We start from the raw sequence: 20,405 nt of genomic DNA on the forward strand, positions 1-20,405 counted from the left end.
TTCAAATCCTATTAAAGGCCGAACGGATGAACCAGAACCCAACCATTGGACTTGTGAGCCTTGGCTGCCCAAAGGCGCTCGTCGATTCAGAACGCATTTTGACCACCCTGCGGGCGCAGGGGTACAATTTCTCGCACTCCTATGAGGGTGCGGATTTGGTGATCGTCAACACATGCGGCTTTTTGGACAGCGCCAAAGCCGAAAGCCTTGAGGCCATCGGCGAAGCTATCAATGAAAATGGCAAAGTGGTCGTTACTGGCTGCTTAGGCACCGAAGAGCAATTGATCCGCGACACACACCCAAAAGTGCTCGCCGTCTCCGGCCCACATCAATATGAAGCGGTGGTGGAAGCGGTGCATGAAAATCTGCCGCCCGTGCACAAGCCATTCGAAGACCTTGTGCCAGCAGATGGATTGCGCCTAACGCCGCGCCATTATGCCTATCTGAAGATTTCGGAAGGCTGTTCCAACCGCTGCACCTTCTGCATCATTCCGTCTATCCGCGGCGATTTGCAGTCGCGTCCGGTAGCCAGCGTGCTTTATGAAGCCGAACGGCTGGTGAAAGCGGGCGTGAAAGAAATCATGGTGATTTCACAAGACACAAGCGCTTACGGCCAAGACATTAAATATGCCACCTCCCGCTTTCATAAGCGAGATGTGGAAGCGCGGTTCCACAATCTCTGCGAAGAGCTGGGCGAATTGGATGCATGGGTGCGCTTGCACTATGTTTACCCCTATCCGCATGTGGACAAGACCATCCCGCTGATGGCCGAAGGCAAAATCTTGCCGTACCTCGACATTCCATTCCAGCACGCAGCGCCAAATGTGCTTAAAGCCATGCGCCGCCCGGCCAATCAGGTCAAAACCGCAGATCGTATCAAACACTGGCGCGACATCTGCCCTGATCTCGCGATCCGGTCCACCTTCATCGTGGGCTTCCCGGGTGAAACGGAAGACGACTTCGAGCAATTGCTGGATTGGCTGGACGAAACCCAAATTGATCGCTTGGGGGCATTCCAATATGAGCCTGTGACTGGCGCCGTGGCCAATGAGATTGAAGGCGCTGTGCCCGACGAAATCAAGCAAGATCGCTATGATCGCTTGATGGTGAAAGCACAAGCCATTTCCGCAGAGCGGTTGCGCCAGAAAGTTGGCCGCGAGATTGACGTGCTGATCGACGATGTCGCACCGGAAGATAACCGCGCCCTCGGCCGAAGCCAATGGGATGCACCAGATATTGATGGCCAAGTGTTTATCGACGATGTTCAAGGCGTAAAGCCCGGCGACATGGTGAAGGTCAAACTGGTCGATAGCGACGAGTATGATTTGTTCGGCGAGCCTACACAGCCTGAATTTGTGGCGAAACCTGCAGCCGAATAATGCATCAGGAATTCAAATGGCAGCTCAAGTCGGGTGAAATCACACTGGGGCGCGATCCCCTTGTGATGGGCATTCTCAACGTCACGCCCGACAGCTTTTCTGACGGGGGTGACTTCACCGACCGTGAGAAGATTATCGCACAAGCCCAAAAGATGGTCGCCGAAGGCGCACATATTCTGGACATTGGCGGCGAGAGCACCCGCCCCGGCTCAGAAGCTGTGGCCGCACAAGAAGAGCTCGACCGCGTATTGCCAGCCATTGATGCTCTCAAAGAATCAGGCATCACAGCCCCCATCTCTATCGACAGCTATAAAGCCATTGTGGGCCAGCAAGCCATGGAAGCCGGAGCTGAGACCATCAATGATGTATGGGGCTTTCAGCGCGATCCAGAACTGGCCGACGTCGCTGCCCACTATGGTTGCCCAGCCATTTTGATGCACTGGGACCCTGACCGAGATCGCGAAAAAGACCTGATCGGCGAGATGAATCGTTTCTTTGAGAAGAGCCTGCAAATCGCTGAAAAAGCTGGCATTTCCAAGTCGCAAATCGCTTTGGACCCCGGCTTCGGCTTTGCCAAAAACTTTGACGAAAATTACGAGTTGCTGCGCCGGGTAGATGAGCTACATGCTCTTGGCTATCCGCTGCTGATTGGTACGTCTCGCAAATCCATGTTCGGCAAATTGCTGGGCAATACCCCAAAAGAACGGGTTGCGGCCACCACCGCCTCTACGGTACTTGCATATGAAAAAGGCGCGCATATATTCCGCGTGCACGATGTGCGCGAGAATCTCGACGCACTGCAAGTCGCCAAGGCCATGCTCTATGGCCCGCCACCGCCAAAGGACGTTTAATATGGTTCGCACTGACCGTATCGAAGATAAGATCATCCTCTCCGACCTCGCCTTTTATGGCTATCACGGGGTGATGATGGAAGAAAACACATTGGGCCAGCGCTTTCGCATTGACCTTGAATGTGGCGTGGACTTGCGCGAACCAGGCAAAAGCGATGATGTGGAAACAACCATCTCCTATGCCGACATTTTTGAATTGCTGCATGAAGCCATCACCGAAACCCGCTTCAAACTGATTGAAGCGCTGGGCCAACATATTGTTGATCGGCTGTTTGAGGCCTTCCCGACAATCGAATGGATCAAAGTGCGCGTGCGCAAGCCAGAGGCACCGATTCCCGTTGTATCTGGCGAATTCGCCATCGAAATCGTTCGAGACCGGGAGACAGCATAATGGCACGTGCTTGGCTGGCCCTTGGGGCAAATATTGGCCGTCCGCGCGCCCAATTGAAGGAAGCGCTACGCCGACTGGATGCGCACCCGGACATTCACATCATCAAGAAATCGACCATCATCGAGACCGACCCTTGGGGCAAAACCGATCAAAATCCATTTCTGAACATGGCGATTGAGATTGAAACATCGCTCGGCCCCGAAGGGTTGTTGGATGCTGGCTTGATGATTGAAGAAGCCATGGGCCGCAAACGCGACGAAAAATGGGGCCCTCGCCTCATCGACATCGATGTGATCGCCTATGGCCGGAAAGTTATCCAAACGGAACGCTTGTCCATTCCGCATCCCTATGCCCACGAACGCAGCTTCGTGACTGATCCACTGGAAGAAATCGAGCCTGCTATTGTGGAATGGCTGCGCGAGCATGCAGCTAAATCACAAAGCTAGATCAGATGGTTAGCTGATTTTTCGGAATCAGAATTTTAGATTCAACACTAATCTCTCCGCCGTCACCCCAAGACTTGATCTTGGGGGCCAATTCACATATCCGCTCGAAGAAGCGCTGAGGTTTTCCTCACATACCTTTCGATAAGCGGAAGGCTCAAATGGATTGCAAGATCAAGTCTTGCAATGACGTGGTGGTTAGTGGCGATGTGGTGCTTCTAAAATTTGGGTATTGGTCCCGGCTCAAGGCCGGGACGGCCACAAGGGGTTTGGCCTACTTATGAGTTCGGCTGCCCCGGACTTGATCCGGGCCAATCTTCAAAATAAAATTTAAATCAAAGACTTAGTTAAACATCCAGACTCAAAAGTTCAAACAAGCGGACAGCGGCATCATAGTCTTGCCGCTTAAAGGCGCGCATGGCCATGGCTTGATCATCTTCGCCCCATTGGCTGGCCTGATAATCTTCATCCACATAGGCAGCGGCCCACACTTGCTCAGTCTCAAAGTGCCCTTCGCGCAGGCCAATCGCCAACAAGGCAGAGCCTGTGATCGCGGTGATTGACATGGCGGCAAAGGCCGAGAACAAGCCGTAGCGCTGCACGAGCTTGTCAATTTTCTGCAGACTTTCTGCGGGCTGCGCCACATGCATCACGCCGCCAGCCAGTTCAAACTTGGCACCATGTTCACTCTCAAACACATCCAGTGGCGCATCCCAATGCTCGCGCTGTAGATCGACCAAGCTTTCCGGCCCTTCAGCGCGGTAAAACAGCAAGTCGTTGCCAGCATATTTCAGCAGTTCAGCGCGCACGGCATCCAAATGCTCGTCCCCACTCTCAACAATGGTGTTGCACAGCCGAGTTAGCGGCATTTTTGCGGGGTCGATCTTCTCTTCCGACGCAGCCCACTCATCAGCCACTTGCTGAGCCAGTGTCGCATCAGGAAATCCTACAGTCTTCTTGCCGGGCGTTTTGATCGGCTTGCCATCGAGCAACACCCGATGCTGCCCATCCTGCTCGTCTGTTGAGACGTTTTTATAGAAACGCTTGGGCAATGGCTGCTTCGCATGTTCCTGCGCGCGCCCATAGCCATCTTTGATATGTGCTTCCGCTTCTTCTAAAATTTCCCGCATTAGCCAATCAGTCCATCAATCGCTTCGTCAATATGCTCATATTTATCGATCACAATATCGGCGCCATGCTCCAGCAAATCCGCTTTATCGTGATAGCCCCACGCCACGCCAATCGCCTTCACATTTGCAGCCTTGGCCATTTGCATGTCAAAGCGCGTGTCCCCCACCATCACGGTGCGGTTAACTTCAACACCCGTTTCATTGATCGCATTGTGCAACATGCCCGGATGCGGCTTTGACGGGTTATTGTCCGCCGCCTGCAGCGTCACAAAATGATGGCCGAAATCATGATTGTCGAACAGGCGATGCACGCCGCGCAAATGTTTGCCGGTGGCGATTCCCAACAAGGTCGTATCCTGCGCGCCCAATCGGTGGATCGCGTCATAAGCACCGTCATAAATATGCTCAATATGCGGCTCGTCGGTCACCTTGCCAAAGAAATAGTCGCGATAATGCCCGGCAAGTTGATCGACCATCGCGTCATCAGGCTCTTCCAACAAATGACCGATGGCGGTTTCCAGCTTCAAACCAATGCCATGGCGCACCGCTTCTGGTGTCGGCAAAGCCAGCTTTTCCTTGTCGAAGGCATATAGCGCCGCATCAATAATAATATGGGCACTGTCAACAATGGTGCCATCTACGTCAAAAACAACAAGCCTCATAATTTCTCCGCCTTCGCCCGCAATCCTTCGTCTGGCAATGTTTCATCATACGCAATAGCTGCCTGAATCAACTCGTTCAGCCCCGGCTGATCTAGATCAGACAGTTTGCGTATCTTCACATGCCGCATGCTTTTGCCTGTACCTTCCAACAGCTTGTGCTGGTCGGCCAACTTGCTGCCCATGTAAAACTGAATATTGACGTGCTGCTTCTGCCCGCAAACTGAAATCAACGTAGAATTGCCAACGAAGGATGGGAACCCCCAACGTCTCATCTTGCCAAGGTTTGGTACCTGTTCCAACACCCAGTCATAGCTGGCTTGCGCCAACAATTTGACCTCATCTTCCAGTTTTTCAAAATGCGAGAGATCAGCCATCAATCTTCATCCAGTTCCTCATCATTCGGGTCATATTGTGCCGCATTGAAACCGAACAAATCAAATGTCTGCTGCATATGCGCAGGCAATGGTGCGGTAATGTCCAACCGATGGCCATTTGGCAGAGGAAGTGCCAACCGACGGGCATGCAAATGCAAACCTTCGCCAATTCCTTCTGGCTTTTCCCAGTTTTCAATGGAGAAATAGCGCGGATCATTGATGATCGGCGTTTTCATTTGCGCCATATGCACCCGCAATTGGTGCGTACGGCCAGTGACAGGCTTCAAGGTGACCCAAGCCACGCGCGTGGCGGCATCATCGGTTACAGAATAATGGGTGATGGAGTGCTGCGCGCCCTCTTCGCCCTGCTGCACCACATGCATTTGCTCGCCATCTTCAGTGGCACGACGTGCCAAGAAGCAAGAGATTTTGCCTTGCTTTGGCGTCGGCATATGCGCCGTAACCGCCCAATAAATTTTACGCGCTGACCGCGAACGGAAAATCTTGCCGAAATGCGATGCGGCAGATCGGGTTTTCGCCACGAGCAAGCAGCCAGATGTATCCCGGTCCAACCGGTGCACCAAGCGCGGCTTTTCGCCCTTTTTGTTGGGGATGCTTTCGAGCATTTTGTCCAAATGCCTTTTGGTGCCCGTACCGCCTTGCACCGCAAGGCCGTGTGGCTTATTCAACACCAAAATCTGATCATCTTCATAAAGCGTAATGTCGCGTAAGAACTGCACGTCTTTTTCATTGATCGGCTTTGGCTTGCTCGGCTTCACCCCAGCATCGGCAATCGGCGGCACCCGCACAGTCTGGCCCGTTTCCAAACGCTGATTGGCCTTCACACGGCCTTTATCCACCCGCACTTCGCCTTTGCGAATAATCCGGTTGAGGCGCGAAAACGGCAATTCAGGGAAATGGATGGAAAACCAGCGGTCCAGCCGCATGCCATCTTCTTCCTGCGTCACTTTTCGATGTTGAACACCACTCATATTGCACTCCCGCGCACCAACGCCATCGCCGCAAACAAAGCCGCGATGGACAAAATAACTGACAAGCCCACATAAAGCAGCGCAGACATGGTCTGCCCCCGCTCATAAAGGCTGATAAAATCTAGCGAAAAGGCCGAAAAGGTGGTGAACCCGCCACAAAAGCCCGTAGCCACCAGCAAACGCGCTGAGTGTGACCAGTCCGGCGTATGCCGCGCCAACAACGCGATCACCAGCCCCATGATAAAGGAGCCAACAATGTTCACCGCCAAGGTTGCAAATGGCCACCCAGTTAGCCCTAAGCGCATGATCAACTGACCAATGCCAAATCGCCCCATGGCCCCAAAAGCGCCACCTAAACCAACCAAAATGTAGGACATGACTGTCCTTCCCGCTTCAAAAAAGATTTAGAGCTAGCTTTTGCCCGTTTGTCGCTTCAAACGCAAGCGTTTGAAATAGTCTATGCGCTTTTGCAAATCTCGCTCAAATCCACGCTCAACTGGCTCATAGAATGTCTGCCGCCCCAATTTCTCCGGGAAATATTCCTGCCCTGAAAATGCGTCCGGCGCATCATGGTCATATTGATAGCCGTCGCCATAGCCTTCTGACTTCATCAATTTGGTCGGCGCATTCAAAATCACTTTGGGTGGCGTGGGTGATCCGGTGGTCTTCGCCACGCGCATCGCATTGTTATAGGCATTATAAACCGCATTGGATTTCGGCGCGAGTGCGAGGTAAACAGCAGCCTGCGCCAACGCCAGTTCGCCTTCCGGCGTGCCCAACATGTGAAACGCATCCCGCGCCGCCACACATTGTGGCAAGGCTTGAGGGTCGGCCAAGCCAATATCCTCAACCGCCATGCGAATAAGCCGCCGCGCGATAAACATCGGGTCTTCCCCCGCCACCAGCATCCGCGACAAATAATAAAGCGCCGCGTCAGGATCTGACCCGCGAATGGTCTTATGCAACGCCGAAATCAAATTGTAATGACCGTCTTGTCCTTTGTCATAAACAGGCGCACGCCGCTGCACCAAAGCCTCAAGTGCCTTCTGGTCCAGCACTTCATCTTCGCCAGTAGCCGCATAAACCTCTTCTAACAGGCCCAACAGCGCTCTGCCGTCGCCATCCGCCATCTCGTACAATGCGCGCCGCGCTTCGGCGTCTAGCGGCGCTTTACGGGCTTCCAGCTCTTCAGCGCGAGCAATCAGCTGCTCCGCCGCTTCATGCGTGTGCGATTTAAAACTCAATACCTGCGCACGAGACAAAAGCGCCGCATTGAGTTCAAAAGAAGGGTTTTCCGTTGTAGCGCCAACGAGCACAATGGTGCCATCTTCCATCACCGGCAAAAAACTATCCTGCTGCGCCCGGTTAAACCGATGGATTTCATCCACGAACAGCAAAGTCTTTTTGCCATTGGCCCGCATCTGTTTGGCAAGCTCAAATGTTTTTTTGAGATCGGCTACGCCAGAAAAAATCGCCGAAATTTGATGGAAATGATAATCTACCTGATCAGCCAAGAGCCGCGCAACGGTGGTTTTGCCAGACCCTGGCGGTCCCCAAAAAATCAACGAACCCAAGCGGCCCGCTTTGATCATGCGCGTCAAAACGCCGTCATCGCCCAGCAAATGGTCTTGCCCCACAACTTCTTCCAAAGTTTTGGGGCGCAACCGATCCGCTAAAGGTCGATCTTCAAATTGTTCATTGGGCGTCGAAGGTACATCTCCGCCAAACAAATCCGACATAGACTATCCGCTGACAAACGAGTTTATAACCCGATTACCACGCTGAATGGTCAAACGCCAGCCGCGCGCGCCCTCGCCCACAAGCTCTTGGAAACGATCTAGTGAGAGATTCTGCTCGCCATTAAGCGAACGGATCACATCCCCCGGCCGCAAGCCAATGCGTTGGGCTGGAGAACCACGCTGCACCTGCAACACCAAAACACCTTCAAGATTTGCTGGCAGATCAAGTTCATCACGATAATAGCCATTCAATTGCACCAGCACCGCGCCGGTGAAGCGTGAGTTACCTTTTACCGTGATCTGACGAATCTCCGCGTCACGATCAACCTCTTGCAACGGCAAACGGAGCTCCATTTCCTGCCCACGGCGCAACACCAACAAATTGGCTTCGCCACCAACCGGTTTTGTCGACAAGCGGAAGTCAAATGCTTCGGGATCTTCAACCATGCGATCATCAAGCATCAAAATCACGTCGCCCGAGCGCAAGCCAGCCGCATCCGCAGGCCCATTTGGATAGACCTCAGTCACCAACGCCCCACGATTGCGCGGCAGACCAACTGAGCGGGCAATATCACCCGTAACTTCTTGCAAACGCGCACCCAACCAAGGCCGCACCAGTTCGCCACCATTTTGCGCCGCATTCAGAATGAACTGCGCCATGCTGGACGGGATGGCAAAGCCAATGCCGTTCGACCCGCCGGAGCGGGAGAAAATGGCTGTGTTGATACCGACCAACTTGCCATCCATATCAACCAAAGCGCCGCCTGAATTGCCCGGATTAATGGCCGCATCAGTTTGAATAAAGAATTGGAAATCACTCACACCAACGCCTGTACGGGCCAAAGCGGAAACAATGCCGCTCGTTACCGTTTGCCCAACGCCAAAGGGGTTGCCAATAGCCAGCACCAAATCACCGACCAGTAAGTTTTCCGAATCTGCAAACTCAAGCGCCTGGAACCGCTCACCATTCGCATCTTTGATCTGCAGCACCGCCAAATCAGTCTTTTTATCCGCAAGCATCAATTCCGTATGATATTCGCGACCGTCAGCAAAACTCACACGAATATCGTCAGCGCCATCTACCACATGGAAGTTGGTAAGGATTGTGCCATCAGCCTGCACCACAACACCAGAGCCAAGCGATTGGCTTTTGCGCGGGCGTCGCTCAAAAAAAGGACTGTCATCGCCAAAGAACCGCTGGAAAAACGGATCATCAAACATTGAGTCGCGCTGAACCGTCATTTTCGTTGCATAGACATTCACCACTGACGGCGAAGCCTTTTGCACCACAGGCGCATAGCTCAATTGCACCTGCGCCCTATTTTGCGGCACTTCACGCGCTTCTTGTGCCGCTACAGGCACACTCAGAGCAAAAAGGCTGAGCAAAATAATGAAAATGCGACGGTGCAACATGGAATAAACTCCTCGAGCTTTGGCGTGTCGGTCCTGATCTTAAAACGCAATAAGGCAGATATAAGATCAAATTTGCATCAGACAAAACAAAAGCGCCCCCAAAAAGGGAGCGCTTTAAAACTTTCGCAATTGAAAGCTGAAACTTACGCTGCGTCTGCGTCTTCAGCTTCAACACGCTCAGCAGTTGGGCCAGAATCGGCACCTTTTGCTGATGGATCACGATCTACCAATTCGATCACAGCAACTGGCGCGTTGTCGCCGTGGCGGAAACCGGCTTTCAACACGCGGGTGTAACCACCCTGACGCTCTTGATAACGTGGACCCAATACGTCGAACAATTTCTTAGCCATTGCTTCATCACCAAGGCGAGAAGCGGCAAGACGACGTGAATTCAAATCACCTTTTTTGGCCAATGTGATGAGTTTCTCAACAATTGGACGAAGGTCTTTGGCTTTAGGCAAAGTTGTAACGATCTGCTCGTGCTTGATCAAAGCAGCGGCCATGTTCGCAAACATCGCTTTACGATGGCTTGCTGTCCGGTTCAACTTGCGACCAGCTTTACGGTGGCGCATTCTATTCTCCTGTCAACTCAATGCGGGACGTTAAAGATCAATAATGATCTTCAAAACGCTTCGCGAGATCTTCAATGTTTTCAGGCGGCCAGTTGGCTACATCCATACCAAGATGCAAGCCCATTTGCGCCAGAACTTCTTTGATTTCATTTAGTGATTTACGGCCAAAGTTCGGCGTGCGCAACATCTCCGCTTCCGACTTCTGGATCAAATCACCAATGTAAACGATATTGTCGTTCTTCAAGCAGTTTGCTGAACGAACAGACAATTCAAGCTCGTCAACTTTCTTGAGCAAGGCTGGGTTGAACGCCAATTCAGGGATGGCATCCTCAACAACCTCTTTTTCAGGCTCTTCAAAGTTCACGAACACATTCAATTGATCCTGCAAGATACGCGCAGCAAAAGCCACTGCATCTTCAGGTGAAACCGCACCATTGGTTTCCACTGTCAGGTTCAGCTTGTCATAGTCAAGCACCTGACCTTCACGTGTGTTCTCAACTTTGTAAGAAACACGCTTAATTGGCGAAAACAGCGAATCCACTGCAACATGACCAATTGGCGCATCTTCAGGACGATTGCGATCAGCCGGCACATAGCCTTTGCCTGTACCAACGGTGAACTCCATGTTGATTTCCGCACCATCATCAAGGTGGCACAAAACCAATTCTGGGTTCAAAATCTCGATATCGCCTGTTGTTTCAATGTCGCCAGCGAGAACCGCACCCGGACCTTTTTTGGTCAACGAAAGACGCTTTGGTCCCTCTTCTTCCATCCGAATAGCGATGTCTTTAACATTGAGCACCATATCGGTCACATCTTCGCGCACACCTGCAACGGATGAGAACTCGTGCAACACACCATCAATTTGAATGGCAGTCACAGCAGCACCCTGCAGCGAAGACAGCAAAACACGACGCAAAGCATTGCCCAAAGTCAAGCCAAAGCCTCTTTCCAAAGGCTCGGCCACAATGGTGGCAACGCGCGCCGGGTCATTTCCCGGTACAATGTCCAGCTTTGTCGGCTTAATCAATTCCTGCCAGTTTTTCTGGATCATTATAGTTTAACCCTTTCCCATATGCGACACATCCGCCAATGGTCGCATTGAAATGTAAGAACCTATTGAGTTGCCCAATCGATTAATTGGCCAAAACGGGCAATTCCCAATAAACTACACGCGACGCCGTTTGCGTGGACGACAGCCGTTGTGTGGAATGGAGGTTACGTCACGAATGCTTGTGACTGTAAAACCAGCGGCCTGCAACGCACGCAGAGCTGATTCACGACCAGAACCTGGGCCACAAACTTCAACTTCCAAAGTTTTCATGCCGTGCTCTTGGGCTTTCTTTGCAGCGTCTTCTGCAGCGACCTGAGCAGCATATGGAGTTGATTTACGTGAGCCTTTAAAGCCCATGGTACCAGCAGACGACCAAGCAATGGCGTTGCCTTGTACATCTGTGATGGTAATCATGGTGTTGTTAAAAGTAGAATTTACGTGAGCAACACCGGAAGTAATATTTTTTCGTTCGCGACGGCGAACACGAGCTTCTTTAGCCATTCTTTTTCCTTAAAGCGATCTCAACGCCACTGCACTGTTAAGCGGTGGCTCCACCGAACAAAAGGCACTTCAAACTGAAGCGCCTTTCAAACTTACTTTTTCTTACCTGCGATAGGCTTCGCAGGGCCTTTACGTGTACGCGCATTATTGTGCGTATTTTGACCACGTACAGGAAGACCACGACGATGACGCAAACCGCGATAGTTGCCCAAATCCATCAAGCGCTTGATGTTCATAGCAACAGAGCGACGCAAGTCACCTTCTACAATGTAGTCACCGTCAATTGTTTCACGAATCTGAATTACTTCTGCATCAGAAAGTTCGTTCACACGACGCTCACGCGCAATGCCAACCTTCTCACAGATTTCAGACGCTTTTTTTGCACCAATCCCATGGATATACTGAAGCGCGATTTCTACACGCTTGTTTGTTGGGATATTGACGCCAGCAATACGAGCCACGTCCCTGATCTCCTTAGTTAATGCAAATCTTTGTTGATCTGCGCCCAAACAACAACAAACGACCGGACCCCGATCCCTTGCTTTTTTCAAGAAACCGAACCCAGTCTTTCGCATTGCGTATGACTAAGCGCGGTTCATAACCGAGTTTTGGGCTATAAGTCAACACGCTTATAAGCCCAAAAGCTCCAATTTTTATTCAGCGTTAAGTGCTGACATAATTGAGGCTGTGACTTCATCGATTCCAGCCATGCCGTCAACACTTTTCAGCAGACCTTTGGCGGAATAATACTCAACCAGCGGTGCGGTCAATTCTTCATAGACCTTCAAGCGGTTGCGCAATACTTCTTCATTGTCATCAGCACGTGCGCCGCCATTTTCTTGGGCACGCTTAAGAATGCGACCCACCAAAATATCGGCAGCAGCGCGAATCTCAACAACCGCGTCCAACGCGATGCCCTTCTCGTCCAACAATTCATCAAGCGCTTCGGCTTGACCTGTTGTGCGTGGAAAACCATCCAAAATGAAGCCGTTGGCACAGTCTGCCTGATCAATGCGATCTGAAATGATGCCAACAACAATCTCGTCTGGCACCAAGTCACCGCGTGCGATCATATCTTTGACCTGCAAGCCAAGCTCAGTTTCTGCTGCGATAGCGGCACGCAACATGTCACCAGTAGACAATTGCGGAATACCAAACTTCTCGATCAAGAACTGTGCTTGTGTCCCCTTACCCGCACCTGGCGGGCCCAACAAAATCAGCCTCATTTTTTCCGACGTCCTCCCAAACGAGATTTCTTCACCAAACCTTCATATTGCTGGGCAATCAAATGGCTTTGTACTTGTGAAATCGTATCCAGTGTAACGGTCACCATAATGAGGAGCGATGTGCCGCCTAAGAAGGCAGAAACGCCAAGGCTAGACACCAACACCTCTGGGATCAATGCGACCGCAGTCAAATAGATTGCGCCCACCAATGTGATCCGCGTCAACACATAGTCGATGTGCTGAGCAGTCCGCTCACCCGGACGGATCCCCGGAATAAAGCCGCCTGACTTTTTCAAATTGTCAGCCGTTTCGGTCGGGTTAAATACGATCGAGGTATAATAGAACGCAAAGAAGAAAATCAAAAACGCGAACAGCGCCAAATAGAGCGGCTGGCCACGGCCAAGCACAGCTGACACCGTGGTCAACCAAACTGGCGCGTTACCCTGCGCTGCAAACCCAGCCATAGTGGCAGGCAACAACAGCAATGATGACGCAAAAATAACTGGAATAACGCCGGCTGTGTTCAGCTTCAATGGAAGGTGAGATGTGTCCCCCTGGAACATCTTATTGCCCACTTGGCGCTTAGGATATTGCACCAATAGCCGTCGCTGTGCCCGTTCAAAGAACACAATCACCGCAATCACGACGATAGCCAGAACCAACAAGCCCACAACACCAAGTGTTGGCAGCGCACCTGTACGGCTCAATTCGAGCGTTTGCGCAATCGCTGTTGGCAATGTTGCCACAATACCGGCGAAAATGATCAGGGAGATACCATTACCAACGCCACGCGCGGTCACTTGCTCACCCAACCACATCAAGAACATTGTGCCACCCACAAGGGTGATCACAGTTGAAAGACGGAAGAACCAACCTGGATTGGTCACAACGCCTTCACTGGCCTCAAGCCCGACAGCAATGCCGTAAGCCTGCAACGCACAGAACACCACAGCCAAATAGCGGGTGTACTGGTTGATCTTACGACGCCCCTGCTCGCCTTCTTTCTTGAGTTGCTCAAGACGTGTGCTTGCAGTTGTCAAAACCTGAATAACGATCGATGCCGTAATGTAAGGAATAAGGTTCAGTGCAAAAATCGCCATCCGCTCAACCGCACCACCGGCAAACATGTTAAACATGCCGAAAATGCCGTTTTGCGCCCGATCGAAAGTGGCCGCAAACGCGTCACCATCAATACCAGGAATGGGAATAAAAGTACCGAACCGATAGACCAAAAGCGCACCCAGGGTAAACAGGATGCGCTGTTGAAGGTCTTTTGCCTTGGCAAAGGTCGAAAAATTCAAATTTCGGGCAAGTTGTTCTGCTGCCGAAGCCATAAACCTTAATCCTCAATAAATGAGAAGAAGCGGCGAATTACTCCGCCGCCGCTGGAAGATCGATTTTGCCGCCAGCAGCTTCAACAGCTGCTTGGGCACCTTTTGACGCGTGGTCAACTTTAAAGGTCACTTTAGACGCTTTAAATTCGCCGCCAGCGATCAAACGTACACCGTCTTTCGCACGACGAATAACGCCGGCTTCAACAAGTGCTTTCGCATCGATCACGCCTTTAGCGTCAAGTTTGCCTGAATCAATCGCTGTTTGAATGCGATCAAGACGAACGGCATTGAACTTCTTCGCAAACGGATTGTTAAACCCGCGCTTAGGCATTTGCTGGATCAAGTTAGTCTGCTCACCACGGAACCCATTCACGGATACACCTGAGCGTGACTTTTGACCCTTTACACCGCGGCCACCGGTTTTGCCTTTACCAGAAGCAATACCACGACCAATGCGTGTGCGATTCTTTGTGGCACCTTTATTGTCGGCCAACTCATTCAGTCGCATGACAAAACCCTTTTATTACTTCTCGTCGACAACGCGTACGAGATGCGAGACTTTTTTGATCATCCCACGCACAGCTGGAGTATCTTCCAATGTGCGACGACGATGCATTTTGTTCAAACCAAGACCAACAAGCGTTGCGCGCTGGTCTTGTGTCCGGCGGATCGGGCTACCAATCTGCTCAACTGTTACTGTTTTTTCAGCCATTTCTCAACTCCGTAAACGTCAGTGGCGCAAATTATGCGCTCACCTGTTCGCCAACGTCAGATTCACGGCGACGACCTTGAATTTCAGAAACCTTCAAACCACGACGCGCAGCTACTGAGCGTGGGCTATCCAGATTTTTCAAGGCATCAAATGTTGCCCGAACCATGTTATATGGGTTTGCTGAACCTTGTGATTTAGCCACAATATCCGCAATGCCAAGTGTTTCAAATACCGCACGCATCGGACCACCAGCAATAATACCAGTACCCGCAGGTGCTGCACGCAAGAACACTTTACCCGCACCGTGGCGACCTGCCACATCGTGGTGCAATGTACGTGCTTCGCGCAAAGGCACACGGATCATTTGACGTTTGGCTTGCTCAGTTGCCTTACGGATCGCTTCAGGCACTTCACGCGCCTTACCATGACCGAAACCAACACGGCCTTTTTGATCACCAACCACAACAAGTGCAGCAAAGCCGAAACGACGGCCGCCTTTCACCACTTTCGCCACGCGATTGATGTGGACCAGGCGATCAACAAATTCGCTATCGCGCTCTTGATTGTCTCTCATCGTCTCAACCAGTTCTCTTTAAATTCAATTTCGTTTTGGCCATCGCGTTCATTTAGAAGCGAAGCCCGCCCTCACGTGCAGCATCAGCCAATGCTTTCACGCGGCCGTGATACAGATATTCACCACGATCGAAGATAACTTCGCCAACGCCAGCTTTCACAGCACGCGCGGCAACAAGTTTGCCCACTTCCTGTGCAGCTTCTTGGTTGCTGCCATTTTCAATCTTCAGCTCTTTGTCCAATGTTGACGCAGCAGCCAATGTGTGGCCGGTCGTGTCATCAATAACTTGAGCATAGATGTTCTTGCCAGAACGGAAAACCGACAAACGCGGACGACCATTTGCGCGCAAACGAATTGCACGACGTACTCTCGCCTTGCGGCGGTCTTTGCTAGAGATATTCGCCATCTTATTGCGCCCTTACTTCTTCTTACCTTCTTTGCGGAAGATATATTCGTCCTCGTAACGGATACCTTTGCCTTTGTAGGGCTCTGGTGGCCGGTACTCACGGATATTGGCAGCAACCTGCCCAACCGCTTGCTTATCAATGCCTGAAACAATAATTTCAGTCGGCTGTGGCGCTTCAAGCTTAATGCCTTCTGGAGCCTTGAAAATCACATCATGTGAAAAGCCAAGGGCCAATTTAAGGTCATTACCTTGCATTTGCGCACGATAACCAACACCGTTAATTGCCAGCTTCTTTGAAAAACCTTCTTTCACACCGGTGACAATGTTATCCACCAATGTGCGTGACATTCCCCATGCAGAACGCGCTTGTTTGCTATCGTTCACAGGATCGACCTTGACACCCTCGTCGGTCATTTCAACTGTCACCAAGTCGACCAAATCAACAGACAATTCGCCCTTAGGGCCCTTTGCCTTAACAGTCTGGCCGTCGATTGTGACCGTCACACCATCTAAAAGGGCGACTGGTTTCTTGCCAATACGCGACATGTTCTTTTGCCTTTTCGGTTCAAACCGTAGCTTATAGTGAGTTCAGTGTGTTTAACGCCTTAGAAGACGCGGCACAACACTTCACCACCAACGTTATTTTGACGTGCTTCATGGTCAGCCATCACACCTTTAGGTGTTGAAACGATGGAAACCCCGAGGCCGTTCGCAACTTGTGGAATGTTCTTCACAGAAGCGTACACACGACGACCTGGCTTCGAAACACGTTGGATTTCGCGGATCACAGGCTGATTGTCGAGATATTTCAACTCAACATTATACTCAGCAGAGCCGTTTTCAAATTCGGTCACGCTATAGCCACGAATAAAGCCCTCAGACTTCAATACGTCCAAAACACGTGCCCGCAATTTAGATGCAGGTGTTGTAACAGTAGTCCGGTTACGCATTTGGGCATTCCGGATACGTGTCAACATATCACCAAGCGGATCAGTAAAACTCATCGCTTATGTCTCCTTACCAGCTCGACTTAACGAGGCCAGGAATCTTACCTTGGTTGCCCAGTTCACGTAGCGAAATACGTGACATTTTGAGCTTACGGTAAAAGCCACGTGGCCGACCTGTAACTTCACAACGATTGCGTACACGAACAGCTGCACTGTTGCGTGGCAATTCAGCCAACTTCAATGTTGCAGCGAAACGTTCTTCAATAGGAAGAGAACGATCGTCAACAATCGCCTTGAGAGCAGCACGCTTGGCAGCATATTTGTCTGCCAAACGACGCTTTTTCTCATTATTTTCTACGGCGCTTTTCTTTGCCATCTTCTTTGATCCTTATTCGATCGTCTCGTTCGTCACTACTGACGGAACGGGAAGTTAAAGCCTTTAAGAAGCGCCAGGGCTTCTTCATCGGTGTTTGCAGTGGTGCACACAATGATGTCCATACCCCACATTTGATCAACTTGGTCATAATTGATCTCTGGGAATACGATGTGCTCTTTAATGCCCATTGCAAAGTTGCCGCGGCCGTCAAAGCTCTTCGGGTTCAAGCCACGAAAGTCCCGAACGCGAGGCAAAGCAATGTTCACCAAACGATCAACAAATTCGTACATACGTGTTTTGCGCAAAGTCACTTTAACGCCCAATGGCATTTCTTCACGAACTTTAAAGCCCGCAATTGACTTCTTGGCATACGTAATAACAGGCTTTTGACCAGCGATTGCTTCCATGTCAGCCAAGGCGGATTTAACCTTCTTGGTGTCATTTACAGCTTCGCCAACACCCATGTTCAAAACCACTTTATCCAACTTAGGGATTTCCATGTGGTTTTGGTAATTGAACTGGTCAGTCAAGCCAGCGCGCACTACATCTTTATAGTGTGTGCGTAGACGTGGGACGTAATTCTCAGCCATCGATCACATCTCCTGAGCGCTTAGCAACGCGCTTCTTTTCGCCATCCTTGATCACAAAACCAACGCGAGTTGCTTTGTTTTCTTTAGGATCAACCAATGCAATGTTTGACAAGTGAATTGGCGCTTCTTTGTTAAAGATGCCGCCTTCGCTTGTTTGTGTTGCACGCTGATGGCGTTTAACCAAATTAACACCCTGAACAACGGCGCGGTTGTCAGCTGGCGCAACGCTCAAAACTTCACCAGTTTTGCCCTTATCGCGGCCAGTCAAAACGATAACCTTGTCGCCCTTTTTAATTTTGGCAGCCATGGTTACAGCACCTCCGGCGCAAGTGAGACAATCTTCATGTGGTTCTTTGAGCGCAATTCACGAGGAACTGGTCCAAAGATACGTGTGCCGATTGGCTCTTTATTGTTGTTCACCAAAACCGCTGCGTTGCGGTCAAAACGGATCACGGTACCATCAGGGCGGCGAATATCTTTCGCTGTACGCACAACAACTGCACGCATCACTTGACCCTTCTTAACGCGGCCACGCGGAATAGCTTCTTTAACGGACACAACAATGATGTCACCAACAGAAGCGTACTTACGCTTAGAACCGCCCAGCACCTTGATGCACATAACACGACGTGCACCGGAATTATCCGCGACATCGAGATTCGTCTGCATCTGAATCATGACTGGCTGCCTTCTATACTTTGGTTGATTCTACACAACCGATTTTCAACATTCATTCCGATATTCGAAAGCTCTTTACGAAGCTTGAATAACGGCCCATCTTTTATTTTTAGAAATTGGAGCACATTCTTGAATTTGAACGATATCACCAATTTTGGCCGCATTCGCTTCGTCATGCGCCTGATATTTTTTTGAACGACGAACTGTCTTTTTCAAAAGTGGGTGCGTGAAACGACGTTCAACACGTACCACAACAGTTTTCTCGTTCTTGTCAGAGACCACAGTCCCTTGCAATATACGCTTTGGCATCAAAACGCTCCTACTGGCCTGCTACGCTTTTTTCGCGCAGGATGGTCTTAATCCGAGCAATGTCGCGGCGAACTTGCCGAACACGCGCGGTATTTTCAAGCTGCTGGGTTGCGCGCTGAAAACGCAGATTGAACTGCTCTTTTTTCAAATCAACCAACTCTTGCTTTAGCTCGTCTGCGGTTTTAGCCCGCACTTCACTCGCATTCATGAGACGTGCCCCTTAGTCCGCAATACGGGTAACAACCCGTGTTTTGATCGGCAATTTCATCGCAGCCAAGCGCAAAGCTTCGCGTGCAACTTCGTCCGACACACCATCAATTTCAAACATGACCCGACCTGGCTTAACCCGTGCGGCCCAATAATCTGGTGAACCCTTACCTTTACCCATCCGAACTTCTGTAGGCTTAGAGCTTACAGGTACGTCTGGGAATACGCGGATCCAAACACGACCGGCACGTTTCATGTGACGGGTCATTGCACGACGTGCAGCTTCGATCTGGCGTGATGTAATACGCTCAGGCTCTTGAGCTTTAAGGCCATGTGACCCAAAGTTCAATGTAAAACCACCTTTGGCTGCACCGTGGATGCGGCCTTTGTGCATTTTACGGAATTTTGTACGTTTAGGTTGCAGCATGATAAGTTAACTCCTTAGCCTGCAGCCTGCTGACGACGCGGACGCTGAGGCTTCTTGTCGCCACCACCGCTCGCTTCAATCGCACGACGCTCGTGTGCCATTGGGTCATGTTCCAAGATTTCGCCTTTGGAAATCCAAACTTTGATCCCGATGATCCCGAATGTTGTTTCAGCTTCCGCAGTACCGTAATCAATGTCAGCACGCAAAGTGTGCAAAGAAACACGGCCTTCACGGTACCATTCAGTCCGCGCAATATCCGCGCCGCCCAAACGACCAGCAACGTTAACCCGGATACCTTCAGCGCCCATACGCATTGCAGTTTGCACTGCACGCTTCATGGCACGACGGAAAGAAACACGACGCTCAAGCTGCTGTGCAATGCCTTGGGCTACAAGGTTTGCATCTGTCTCAGGCTTGCGAACTTCAACAATGTTGATGTGCACTTCTGAGTCAGTGAACTTGCGGATCTTGTTACGGATTTTTTCAATGTCCGCACCTTTTTTACCGATCACAATGCCAGGACGTGCTGTGTGAATAGACACGCGACATTTACGGTGTGGGCGTTCAATGACGATTTTAGAAACCGCAGCTTGCTTAAGTTCTTTCTCAAGCATTTTGCGGATTTTCAAATCTTCCTGCAACAAGCTGCCATATTCGCCTTTATTGGCAAACCAGCGGCTGTCCCATGTCCGGTTAACACCAAGACGGAAACCGATTGGATTAATCTTGTGACCCATTATGCGGCCTCCTCGACTTCACGAACTACGATGGTCAAATGTGAGAAAGGCTTCAAAATCTTACCCACACGGCCACGAGCCCGCGGACGGAAACGCTTCATAACCAATGACTTGCCGACATATGCTTCAGCAACGATCAACGCGTCTGTATCCAGACCGTGATTGTTCTCAGCATTGGCAATGGCGCTTTCCAATGTCTTTTTCACATCTTTAGCAATGCGCTTTTGAGAAAAGGTCAACTCGGCCAAAGCCTTCTCAACCTTTTTACCCCGGATAGCGCTTGCAACGAGGTTCAGCTTCTGAGGGCTCGTGCGCAACATGCGCAAAACGGCCCGCGCCTCATTGTCTTTAAGCGTACGCTCACGCTTTGGCTTACCCATT

General features: G+C 50.8%; 32 protein-coding genes. 4 read left to right on the top strand and 28 right to left on the bottom strand.

Annotated features, from left to right (window positions below; translation table 11 throughout):
• The first annotated feature begins 26 nt into the window (after positions 1-26).
• The 4 genes from rimO to folK are packed head-to-tail and all read left to right on the top strand — an operon-like array spanning position 27 to position 3,067.
• Positions 27-1,379 (top strand): 30S ribosomal protein S12 methylthiotransferase RimO, encoded by a 1,353-nt coding sequence (rimO, locus tag ATL17_RS02555; protein WP_133571203.1) that lies wholly within the window; start codon positions 27-29, stop codon positions 1,377-1,379.
• The gene (gene folP, locus ATL17_RS02560; RefSeq protein WP_133571204.1) at positions 1,379-2,230 is read left to right on the top strand and encodes a dihydropteroate synthase; all 852 of its coding nucleotides are present in this window, start codon (positions 1,379-1,381) and stop codon (positions 2,228-2,230) included. Before rimO ends, folP begins: the two co-directional genes overlap by 1 nt.
• 1 nt (position 2,231) lies before the next feature.
• The gene (gene folB / locus ATL17_RS02565; RefSeq protein WP_133571205.1) at positions 2,232-2,621 is read left to right on the top strand and encodes a dihydroneopterin aldolase; all 390 of its coding nucleotides are present in this window, start codon (positions 2,232-2,234) and stop codon (positions 2,619-2,621) included.
• Positions 2,621-3,067, top strand: coding sequence for a 2-amino-4-hydroxy-6-hydroxymethyldihydropteridine diphosphokinase (gene folK, locus ATL17_RS02570; RefSeq protein ID WP_133571206.1), 447 nt, complete (start codon positions 2,621-2,623; stop codon positions 3,065-3,067). Before folB ends, folK begins: the two co-directional genes overlap by 1 nt.
• A 344-nt stretch (positions 3,068-3,411) precedes the next feature.
• On the opposite strand, the gene ATL17_RS02575 is transcribed toward folK, so the two are convergent.
• The 28 genes from ATL17_RS02575 to rplV all read right to left on the bottom strand — a co-directional run bounded on the left by ATL17_RS02575 (position 3,412) and on the right by rplV (position 20,404).
• A complete protein-coding gene (locus tag ATL17_RS02575; RefSeq protein WP_133571207.1) occupies positions 3,412-4,194 on the bottom strand; it encodes an ATP12 family chaperone protein in 783 nt (260 codons plus the stop codon).
• Positions 4,194-4,856: an HAD-IA family hydrolase gene (locus tag ATL17_RS02580; protein ID WP_133571208.1), complete on the bottom strand. Its 663-nt coding sequence runs from the start codon at positions 4,854-4,856 to the stop codon at positions 4,194-4,196. Before ATL17_RS02580 ends, ATL17_RS02575 begins: the two co-directional genes overlap by 1 nt.
• Positions 4,853-5,230, bottom strand: a complete 378-nt coding sequence (locus tag ATL17_RS02585; RefSeq protein WP_133571209.1) for a DUF1801 domain-containing protein — start codon at positions 5,228-5,230, stop codon at positions 4,853-4,855. The genes ATL17_RS02580 and ATL17_RS02585 overlap by 4 nt, the downstream gene beginning before the upstream one ends.
• On the bottom strand, positions 5,230-6,222 hold the full coding sequence (locus ATL17_RS02590) for an RluA family pseudouridine synthase (protein ID WP_133571210.1): 993 nt from the start codon (positions 6,220-6,222) through the stop codon (positions 5,230-5,232). Before ATL17_RS02590 ends, ATL17_RS02585 begins: the two co-directional genes overlap by 1 nt.
• A complete protein-coding gene (crcB, locus tag ATL17_RS02595; protein WP_133571211.1) occupies positions 6,219-6,599 on the bottom strand; it encodes a fluoride efflux transporter CrcB in 381 nt (126 codons plus the stop codon). Before crcB ends, ATL17_RS02590 begins: the two co-directional genes overlap by 4 nt.
• 33 nt (positions 6,600-6,632) lie before the next feature.
• Positions 6,633-7,961 carry a replication-associated recombination protein A gene (locus tag ATL17_RS02600; protein WP_133571212.1) on the bottom strand — a complete coding sequence of 443 codons (1,329 nt, stop codon included), beginning with the start codon at positions 7,959-7,961 and terminating at the stop codon, positions 6,633-6,635.
• Positions 7,962-7,964: 3 nt separating this feature from the next.
• Positions 7,965-9,374: a DegQ family serine endoprotease gene (locus ATL17_RS02605; RefSeq protein WP_133571213.1), complete on the bottom strand. Its 1,410-nt coding sequence runs from the start codon at positions 9,372-9,374 to the stop codon at positions 7,965-7,967.
• 143 nt (positions 9,375-9,517) lie between these two features.
• Positions 9,518-9,946: a 50S ribosomal protein L17 gene (rplQ, locus tag ATL17_RS02610; RefSeq protein WP_133571214.1), complete on the bottom strand. Its 429-nt coding sequence runs from the start codon at positions 9,944-9,946 to the stop codon at positions 9,518-9,520.
• A gap of 37 nt (positions 9,947-9,983) precedes the next feature.
• Positions 9,984-11,000, bottom strand: a complete 1,017-nt coding sequence (locus ATL17_RS02615) for a DNA-directed RNA polymerase subunit alpha (RefSeq protein WP_133571215.1) — start codon at positions 10,998-11,000, stop codon at positions 9,984-9,986.
• Positions 11,001-11,114: 114 nt separating this feature from the next.
• The gene (gene rpsK / locus ATL17_RS02620; RefSeq protein WP_133571216.1) at positions 11,115-11,501 is read right to left on the bottom strand and encodes a 30S ribosomal protein S11; all 387 of its coding nucleotides are present in this window, start codon (positions 11,499-11,501) and stop codon (positions 11,115-11,117) included.
• Between the two features lie 92 nt (positions 11,502-11,593).
• Entirely contained in the window at positions 11,594-11,962 is a 369-nt protein-coding gene (rpsM, locus tag ATL17_RS02625; RefSeq protein ID WP_133571217.1) for a 30S ribosomal protein S13, read from the bottom strand.
• 192 nt (positions 11,963-12,154) lie between these two features.
• Positions 12,155-12,727 carry an adenylate kinase gene (locus tag ATL17_RS02630; protein ID WP_133571218.1) on the bottom strand — a complete coding sequence of 191 codons (573 nt, stop codon included), beginning with the start codon at positions 12,725-12,727 and terminating at the stop codon, positions 12,155-12,157.
• Positions 12,724-14,061 carry a preprotein translocase subunit SecY gene (gene secY / locus ATL17_RS02635; RefSeq protein ID WP_133571219.1) on the bottom strand — a complete coding sequence of 446 codons (1,338 nt, stop codon included), beginning with the start codon at positions 14,059-14,061 and terminating at the stop codon, positions 12,724-12,726. Before secY ends, ATL17_RS02630 begins: the two co-directional genes overlap by 4 nt.
• Before the next feature lie 37 nt (positions 14,062-14,098).
• Positions 14,099-14,569, bottom strand: a complete 471-nt coding sequence (gene rplO / locus ATL17_RS02640; RefSeq protein ID WP_133571220.1) for a 50S ribosomal protein L15 — start codon at positions 14,567-14,569, stop codon at positions 14,099-14,101.
• Between the two features lie 15 nt (positions 14,570-14,584).
• Positions 14,585-14,773, bottom strand: a complete 189-nt coding sequence (rpmD, locus tag ATL17_RS02645) for a 50S ribosomal protein L30 (protein ID WP_027835123.1) — start codon at positions 14,771-14,773, stop codon at positions 14,585-14,587.
• A 31-nt stretch (positions 14,774-14,804) separates the two neighbouring features.
• On the bottom strand, positions 14,805-15,347 hold the full coding sequence (rpsE, locus tag ATL17_RS02650) for a 30S ribosomal protein S5 (RefSeq protein WP_133571221.1): 543 nt from the start codon (positions 15,345-15,347) through the stop codon (positions 14,805-14,807).
• A gap of 52 nt (positions 15,348-15,399) precedes the next feature.
• Positions 15,400-15,753, bottom strand: coding sequence for a 50S ribosomal protein L18 (gene rplR / locus ATL17_RS02655; protein WP_133571222.1), 354 nt, complete (start codon positions 15,751-15,753; stop codon positions 15,400-15,402).
• Between the two features lie 12 nt (positions 15,754-15,765).
• Positions 15,766-16,299, bottom strand: coding sequence for a 50S ribosomal protein L6 (rplF, locus tag ATL17_RS02660; protein ID WP_133571223.1), 534 nt, complete (start codon positions 16,297-16,299; stop codon positions 15,766-15,768).
• A 59-nt stretch (positions 16,300-16,358) separates the two neighbouring features.
• Positions 16,359-16,757: a 30S ribosomal protein S8 gene (gene rpsH / locus ATL17_RS02665; RefSeq protein ID WP_133571224.1), complete on the bottom strand. Its 399-nt coding sequence runs from the start codon at positions 16,755-16,757 to the stop codon at positions 16,359-16,361.
• A gap of 13 nt (positions 16,758-16,770) precedes the next feature.
• Positions 16,771-17,076: a 30S ribosomal protein S14 gene (gene rpsN / locus ATL17_RS02670; RefSeq protein WP_133571225.1), complete on the bottom strand. Its 306-nt coding sequence runs from the start codon at positions 17,074-17,076 to the stop codon at positions 16,771-16,773.
• Between the two features lie 35 nt (positions 17,077-17,111).
• Positions 17,112-17,666, bottom strand: a complete 555-nt coding sequence (gene rplE / locus ATL17_RS02675; RefSeq protein ID WP_133571226.1) for a 50S ribosomal protein L5 — start codon at positions 17,664-17,666, stop codon at positions 17,112-17,114.
• The gene (gene rplX / locus ATL17_RS02680) at positions 17,659-17,973 is read right to left on the bottom strand and encodes a 50S ribosomal protein L24 (RefSeq protein ID WP_133571227.1); all 315 of its coding nucleotides are present in this window, start codon (positions 17,971-17,973) and stop codon (positions 17,659-17,661) included. The genes rplE and rplX overlap by 8 nt, the downstream gene beginning before the upstream one ends.
• 2 nt (positions 17,974-17,975) lie before the next feature.
• A complete protein-coding gene (rplN, locus tag ATL17_RS02685; RefSeq protein WP_133571228.1) occupies positions 17,976-18,344 on the bottom strand; it encodes a 50S ribosomal protein L14 in 369 nt (122 codons plus the stop codon).
• A gap of 75 nt (positions 18,345-18,419) precedes the next feature.
• The gene (gene rpsQ, locus ATL17_RS02690; RefSeq protein ID WP_133571229.1) at positions 18,420-18,653 is read right to left on the bottom strand and encodes a 30S ribosomal protein S17; all 234 of its coding nucleotides are present in this window, start codon (positions 18,651-18,653) and stop codon (positions 18,420-18,422) included.
• A gap of 10 nt (positions 18,654-18,663) precedes the next feature.
• The gene (rpmC, locus tag ATL17_RS02695) at positions 18,664-18,861 is read right to left on the bottom strand and encodes a 50S ribosomal protein L29 (RefSeq protein WP_133571230.1); all 198 of its coding nucleotides are present in this window, start codon (positions 18,859-18,861) and stop codon (positions 18,664-18,666) included.
• Between the two features lie 12 nt (positions 18,862-18,873).
• Positions 18,874-19,287 (bottom strand): 50S ribosomal protein L16, encoded by a 414-nt coding sequence (gene rplP / locus ATL17_RS02700; RefSeq protein WP_133571231.1) that lies wholly within the window; start codon positions 19,285-19,287, stop codon positions 18,874-18,876.
• A 14-nt stretch (positions 19,288-19,301) separates the two neighbouring features.
• Positions 19,302-20,024, bottom strand: coding sequence for a 30S ribosomal protein S3 (rpsC, locus tag ATL17_RS02705; protein ID WP_133571232.1), 723 nt, complete (start codon positions 20,022-20,024; stop codon positions 19,302-19,304).
• Complete coding sequence (rplV, locus tag ATL17_RS02710) at positions 20,024-20,404, bottom strand: 50S ribosomal protein L22 (protein WP_133571233.1); 381 nt, start codon at positions 20,402-20,404, stop codon at positions 20,024-20,026. Before rplV ends, rpsC begins: the two co-directional genes overlap by 1 nt.
• Position 20,405 lies beyond the last annotated feature (1 nt).

The organism is Maritalea mobilis, from assembly GCF_004363175.1.
GTDB lineage: Bacteria > Pseudomonadota > Alphaproteobacteria > Rhizobiales > Devosiaceae > Maritalea > Maritalea mobilis.

What these genes read in the sequence shown, in the direction of transcription:
- rplR (WP_133571222.1), bottom strand. Translation starts at nt 15,753, where the DNA reads ATGGCGAATATCTCTAGCAAAGACCGCCGCAAGGCGAGAGTACGTCGT.
- rpsC (WP_133571232.1), bottom strand. Translation starts at nt 20,024, where the DNA reads ATGGGTCACAAGATTAATCCAATCGGTTTCCGTCTTGGTGTTAACCGG.
- rpsH (WP_133571224.1), bottom strand. Translation starts at nt 16,757, where the DNA reads ATGAGTTTTACTGATCCGCTTGGTGATATGTTGACACGTATCCGGAAT.
- ATL17_RS02600 (WP_133571212.1), bottom strand. Translation starts at nt 7,961, where the DNA reads ATGTCGGATTTGTTTGGCGGAGATGTACCTTCGACGCCCAATGAACAA.
- ATL17_RS02615 (WP_133571215.1), bottom strand. Translation starts at nt 11,000, where the DNA reads ATGATCCAGAAAAACTGGCAGGAATTGATTAAGCCGACAAAGCTGGAC.
- folB (WP_133571205.1), top strand. Translation starts at nt 2,232, where the DNA reads ATGGTTCGCACTGACCGTATCGAAGATAAGATCATCCTCTCCGACCTC.
- rimO (WP_133571203.1), top strand. Translation starts at nt 27, where the DNA reads ATGAACCAGAACCCAACCATTGGACTTGTGAGCCTTGGCTGCCCAAAG.
- rpsK (WP_133571216.1), bottom strand. Translation starts at nt 11,501, where the DNA reads ATGGCTAAAGAAGCTCGTGTTCGCCGTCGCGAACGAAAAAATATTACT.
- ATL17_RS02605 (WP_133571213.1), bottom strand. Translation starts at nt 9,374, where the DNA reads ATGTTGCACCGTCGCATTTTCATTATTTTGCTCAGCCTTTTTGCTCTG.
- rplN (WP_133571228.1), bottom strand. Translation starts at nt 18,344, where the DNA reads ATGATTCAGATGCAGACGAATCTCGATGTCGCGGATAATTCCGGTGCA.
- rplO (WP_133571220.1), bottom strand. Translation starts at nt 14,569, where the DNA reads ATGCGACTGAATGAGTTGGCCGACAATAAAGGTGCCACAAAGAATCGC.
- rplF (WP_133571223.1), bottom strand. Translation starts at nt 16,299, where the DNA reads ATGTCGCGTATTGGCAAGAAACCAGTCGCCCTTTTAGATGGTGTGACG.
- rpmC (WP_133571230.1), bottom strand. Translation starts at nt 18,861, where the DNA reads ATGAATGCGAGTGAAGTGCGGGCTAAAACCGCAGACGAGCTAAAGCAA.
- ATL17_RS02575 (WP_133571207.1), bottom strand. Translation starts at nt 4,194, where the DNA reads ATGCGGGAAATTTTAGAAGAAGCGGAAGCACATATCAAAGATGGCTAT.
- folP (WP_133571204.1), top strand. Translation starts at nt 1,379, where the DNA reads ATGCATCAGGAATTCAAATGGCAGCTCAAGTCGGGTGAAATCACACTG.
- rpsQ (WP_133571229.1), bottom strand. Translation starts at nt 18,653, where the DNA reads ATGCCAAAGCGTATATTGCAAGGGACTGTGGTCTCTGACAAGAACGAG.
- folK (WP_133571206.1), top strand. Translation starts at nt 2,621, where the DNA reads ATGGCACGTGCTTGGCTGGCCCTTGGGGCAAATATTGGCCGTCCGCGC.
- crcB (WP_133571211.1), bottom strand. Translation starts at nt 6,599, where the DNA reads ATGTCCTACATTTTGGTTGGTTTAGGTGGCGCTTTTGGGGCCATGGGG.
- rplP (WP_133571231.1), bottom strand. Translation starts at nt 19,287, where the DNA reads ATGCTGCAACCTAAACGTACAAAATTCCGTAAAATGCACAAAGGCCGC.
- secY (WP_133571219.1), bottom strand. Translation starts at nt 14,061, where the DNA reads ATGGCTTCGGCAGCAGAACAACTTGCCCGAAATTTGAATTTTTCGACC.
- rplX (WP_133571227.1), bottom strand. Translation starts at nt 17,973, where the DNA reads ATGGCTGCCAAAATTAAAAAGGGCGACAAGGTTATCGTTTTGACTGGC.
- ATL17_RS02585 (WP_133571209.1), bottom strand. Translation starts at nt 5,230, where the DNA reads ATGGCTGATCTCTCGCATTTTGAAAAACTGGAAGATGAGGTCAAATTG.
- rpmD (WP_027835123.1), bottom strand. Translation starts at nt 14,773, where the DNA reads ATGGCTGAAAAAACAGTAACAGTTGAGCAGATTGGTAGCCCGATCCGC.
- rpsE (WP_133571221.1), bottom strand. Translation starts at nt 15,347, where the DNA reads ATGAGAGACAATCAAGAGCGCGATAGCGAATTTGTTGATCGCCTGGTC.
- rplE (WP_133571226.1), bottom strand. Translation starts at nt 17,666, where the DNA reads ATGGCTGAGAATTACGTCCCACGTCTACGCACACACTATAAAGATGTA.
- ATL17_RS02630 (WP_133571218.1), bottom strand. Translation starts at nt 12,727, where the DNA reads ATGAGGCTGATTTTGTTGGGCCCGCCAGGTGCGGGTAAGGGGACACAA.
- rplQ (WP_133571214.1), bottom strand. Translation starts at nt 9,946, where the DNA reads ATGCGCCACCGTAAAGCTGGTCGCAAGTTGAACCGGACAGCAAGCCAT.
- ATL17_RS02580 (WP_133571208.1), bottom strand. Translation starts at nt 4,856, where the DNA reads ATGAGGCTTGTTGTTTTTGACGTAGATGGCACCATTGTTGACAGTGCC.
- ATL17_RS02590 (WP_133571210.1), bottom strand. Translation starts at nt 6,222, where the DNA reads ATGAGTGGTGTTCAACATCGAAAAGTGACGCAGGAAGAAGATGGCATG.
- rplV (WP_133571233.1), bottom strand. Translation starts at nt 20,404, where the DNA reads ATGGGTAAGCCAAAGCGTGAGCGTACGCTTAAAGACAATGAGGCGCGG.
- rpsN (WP_133571225.1), bottom strand. Translation starts at nt 17,076, where the DNA reads ATGGCAAAGAAAAGCGCCGTAGAAAATAATGAGAAAAAGCGTCGTTTG.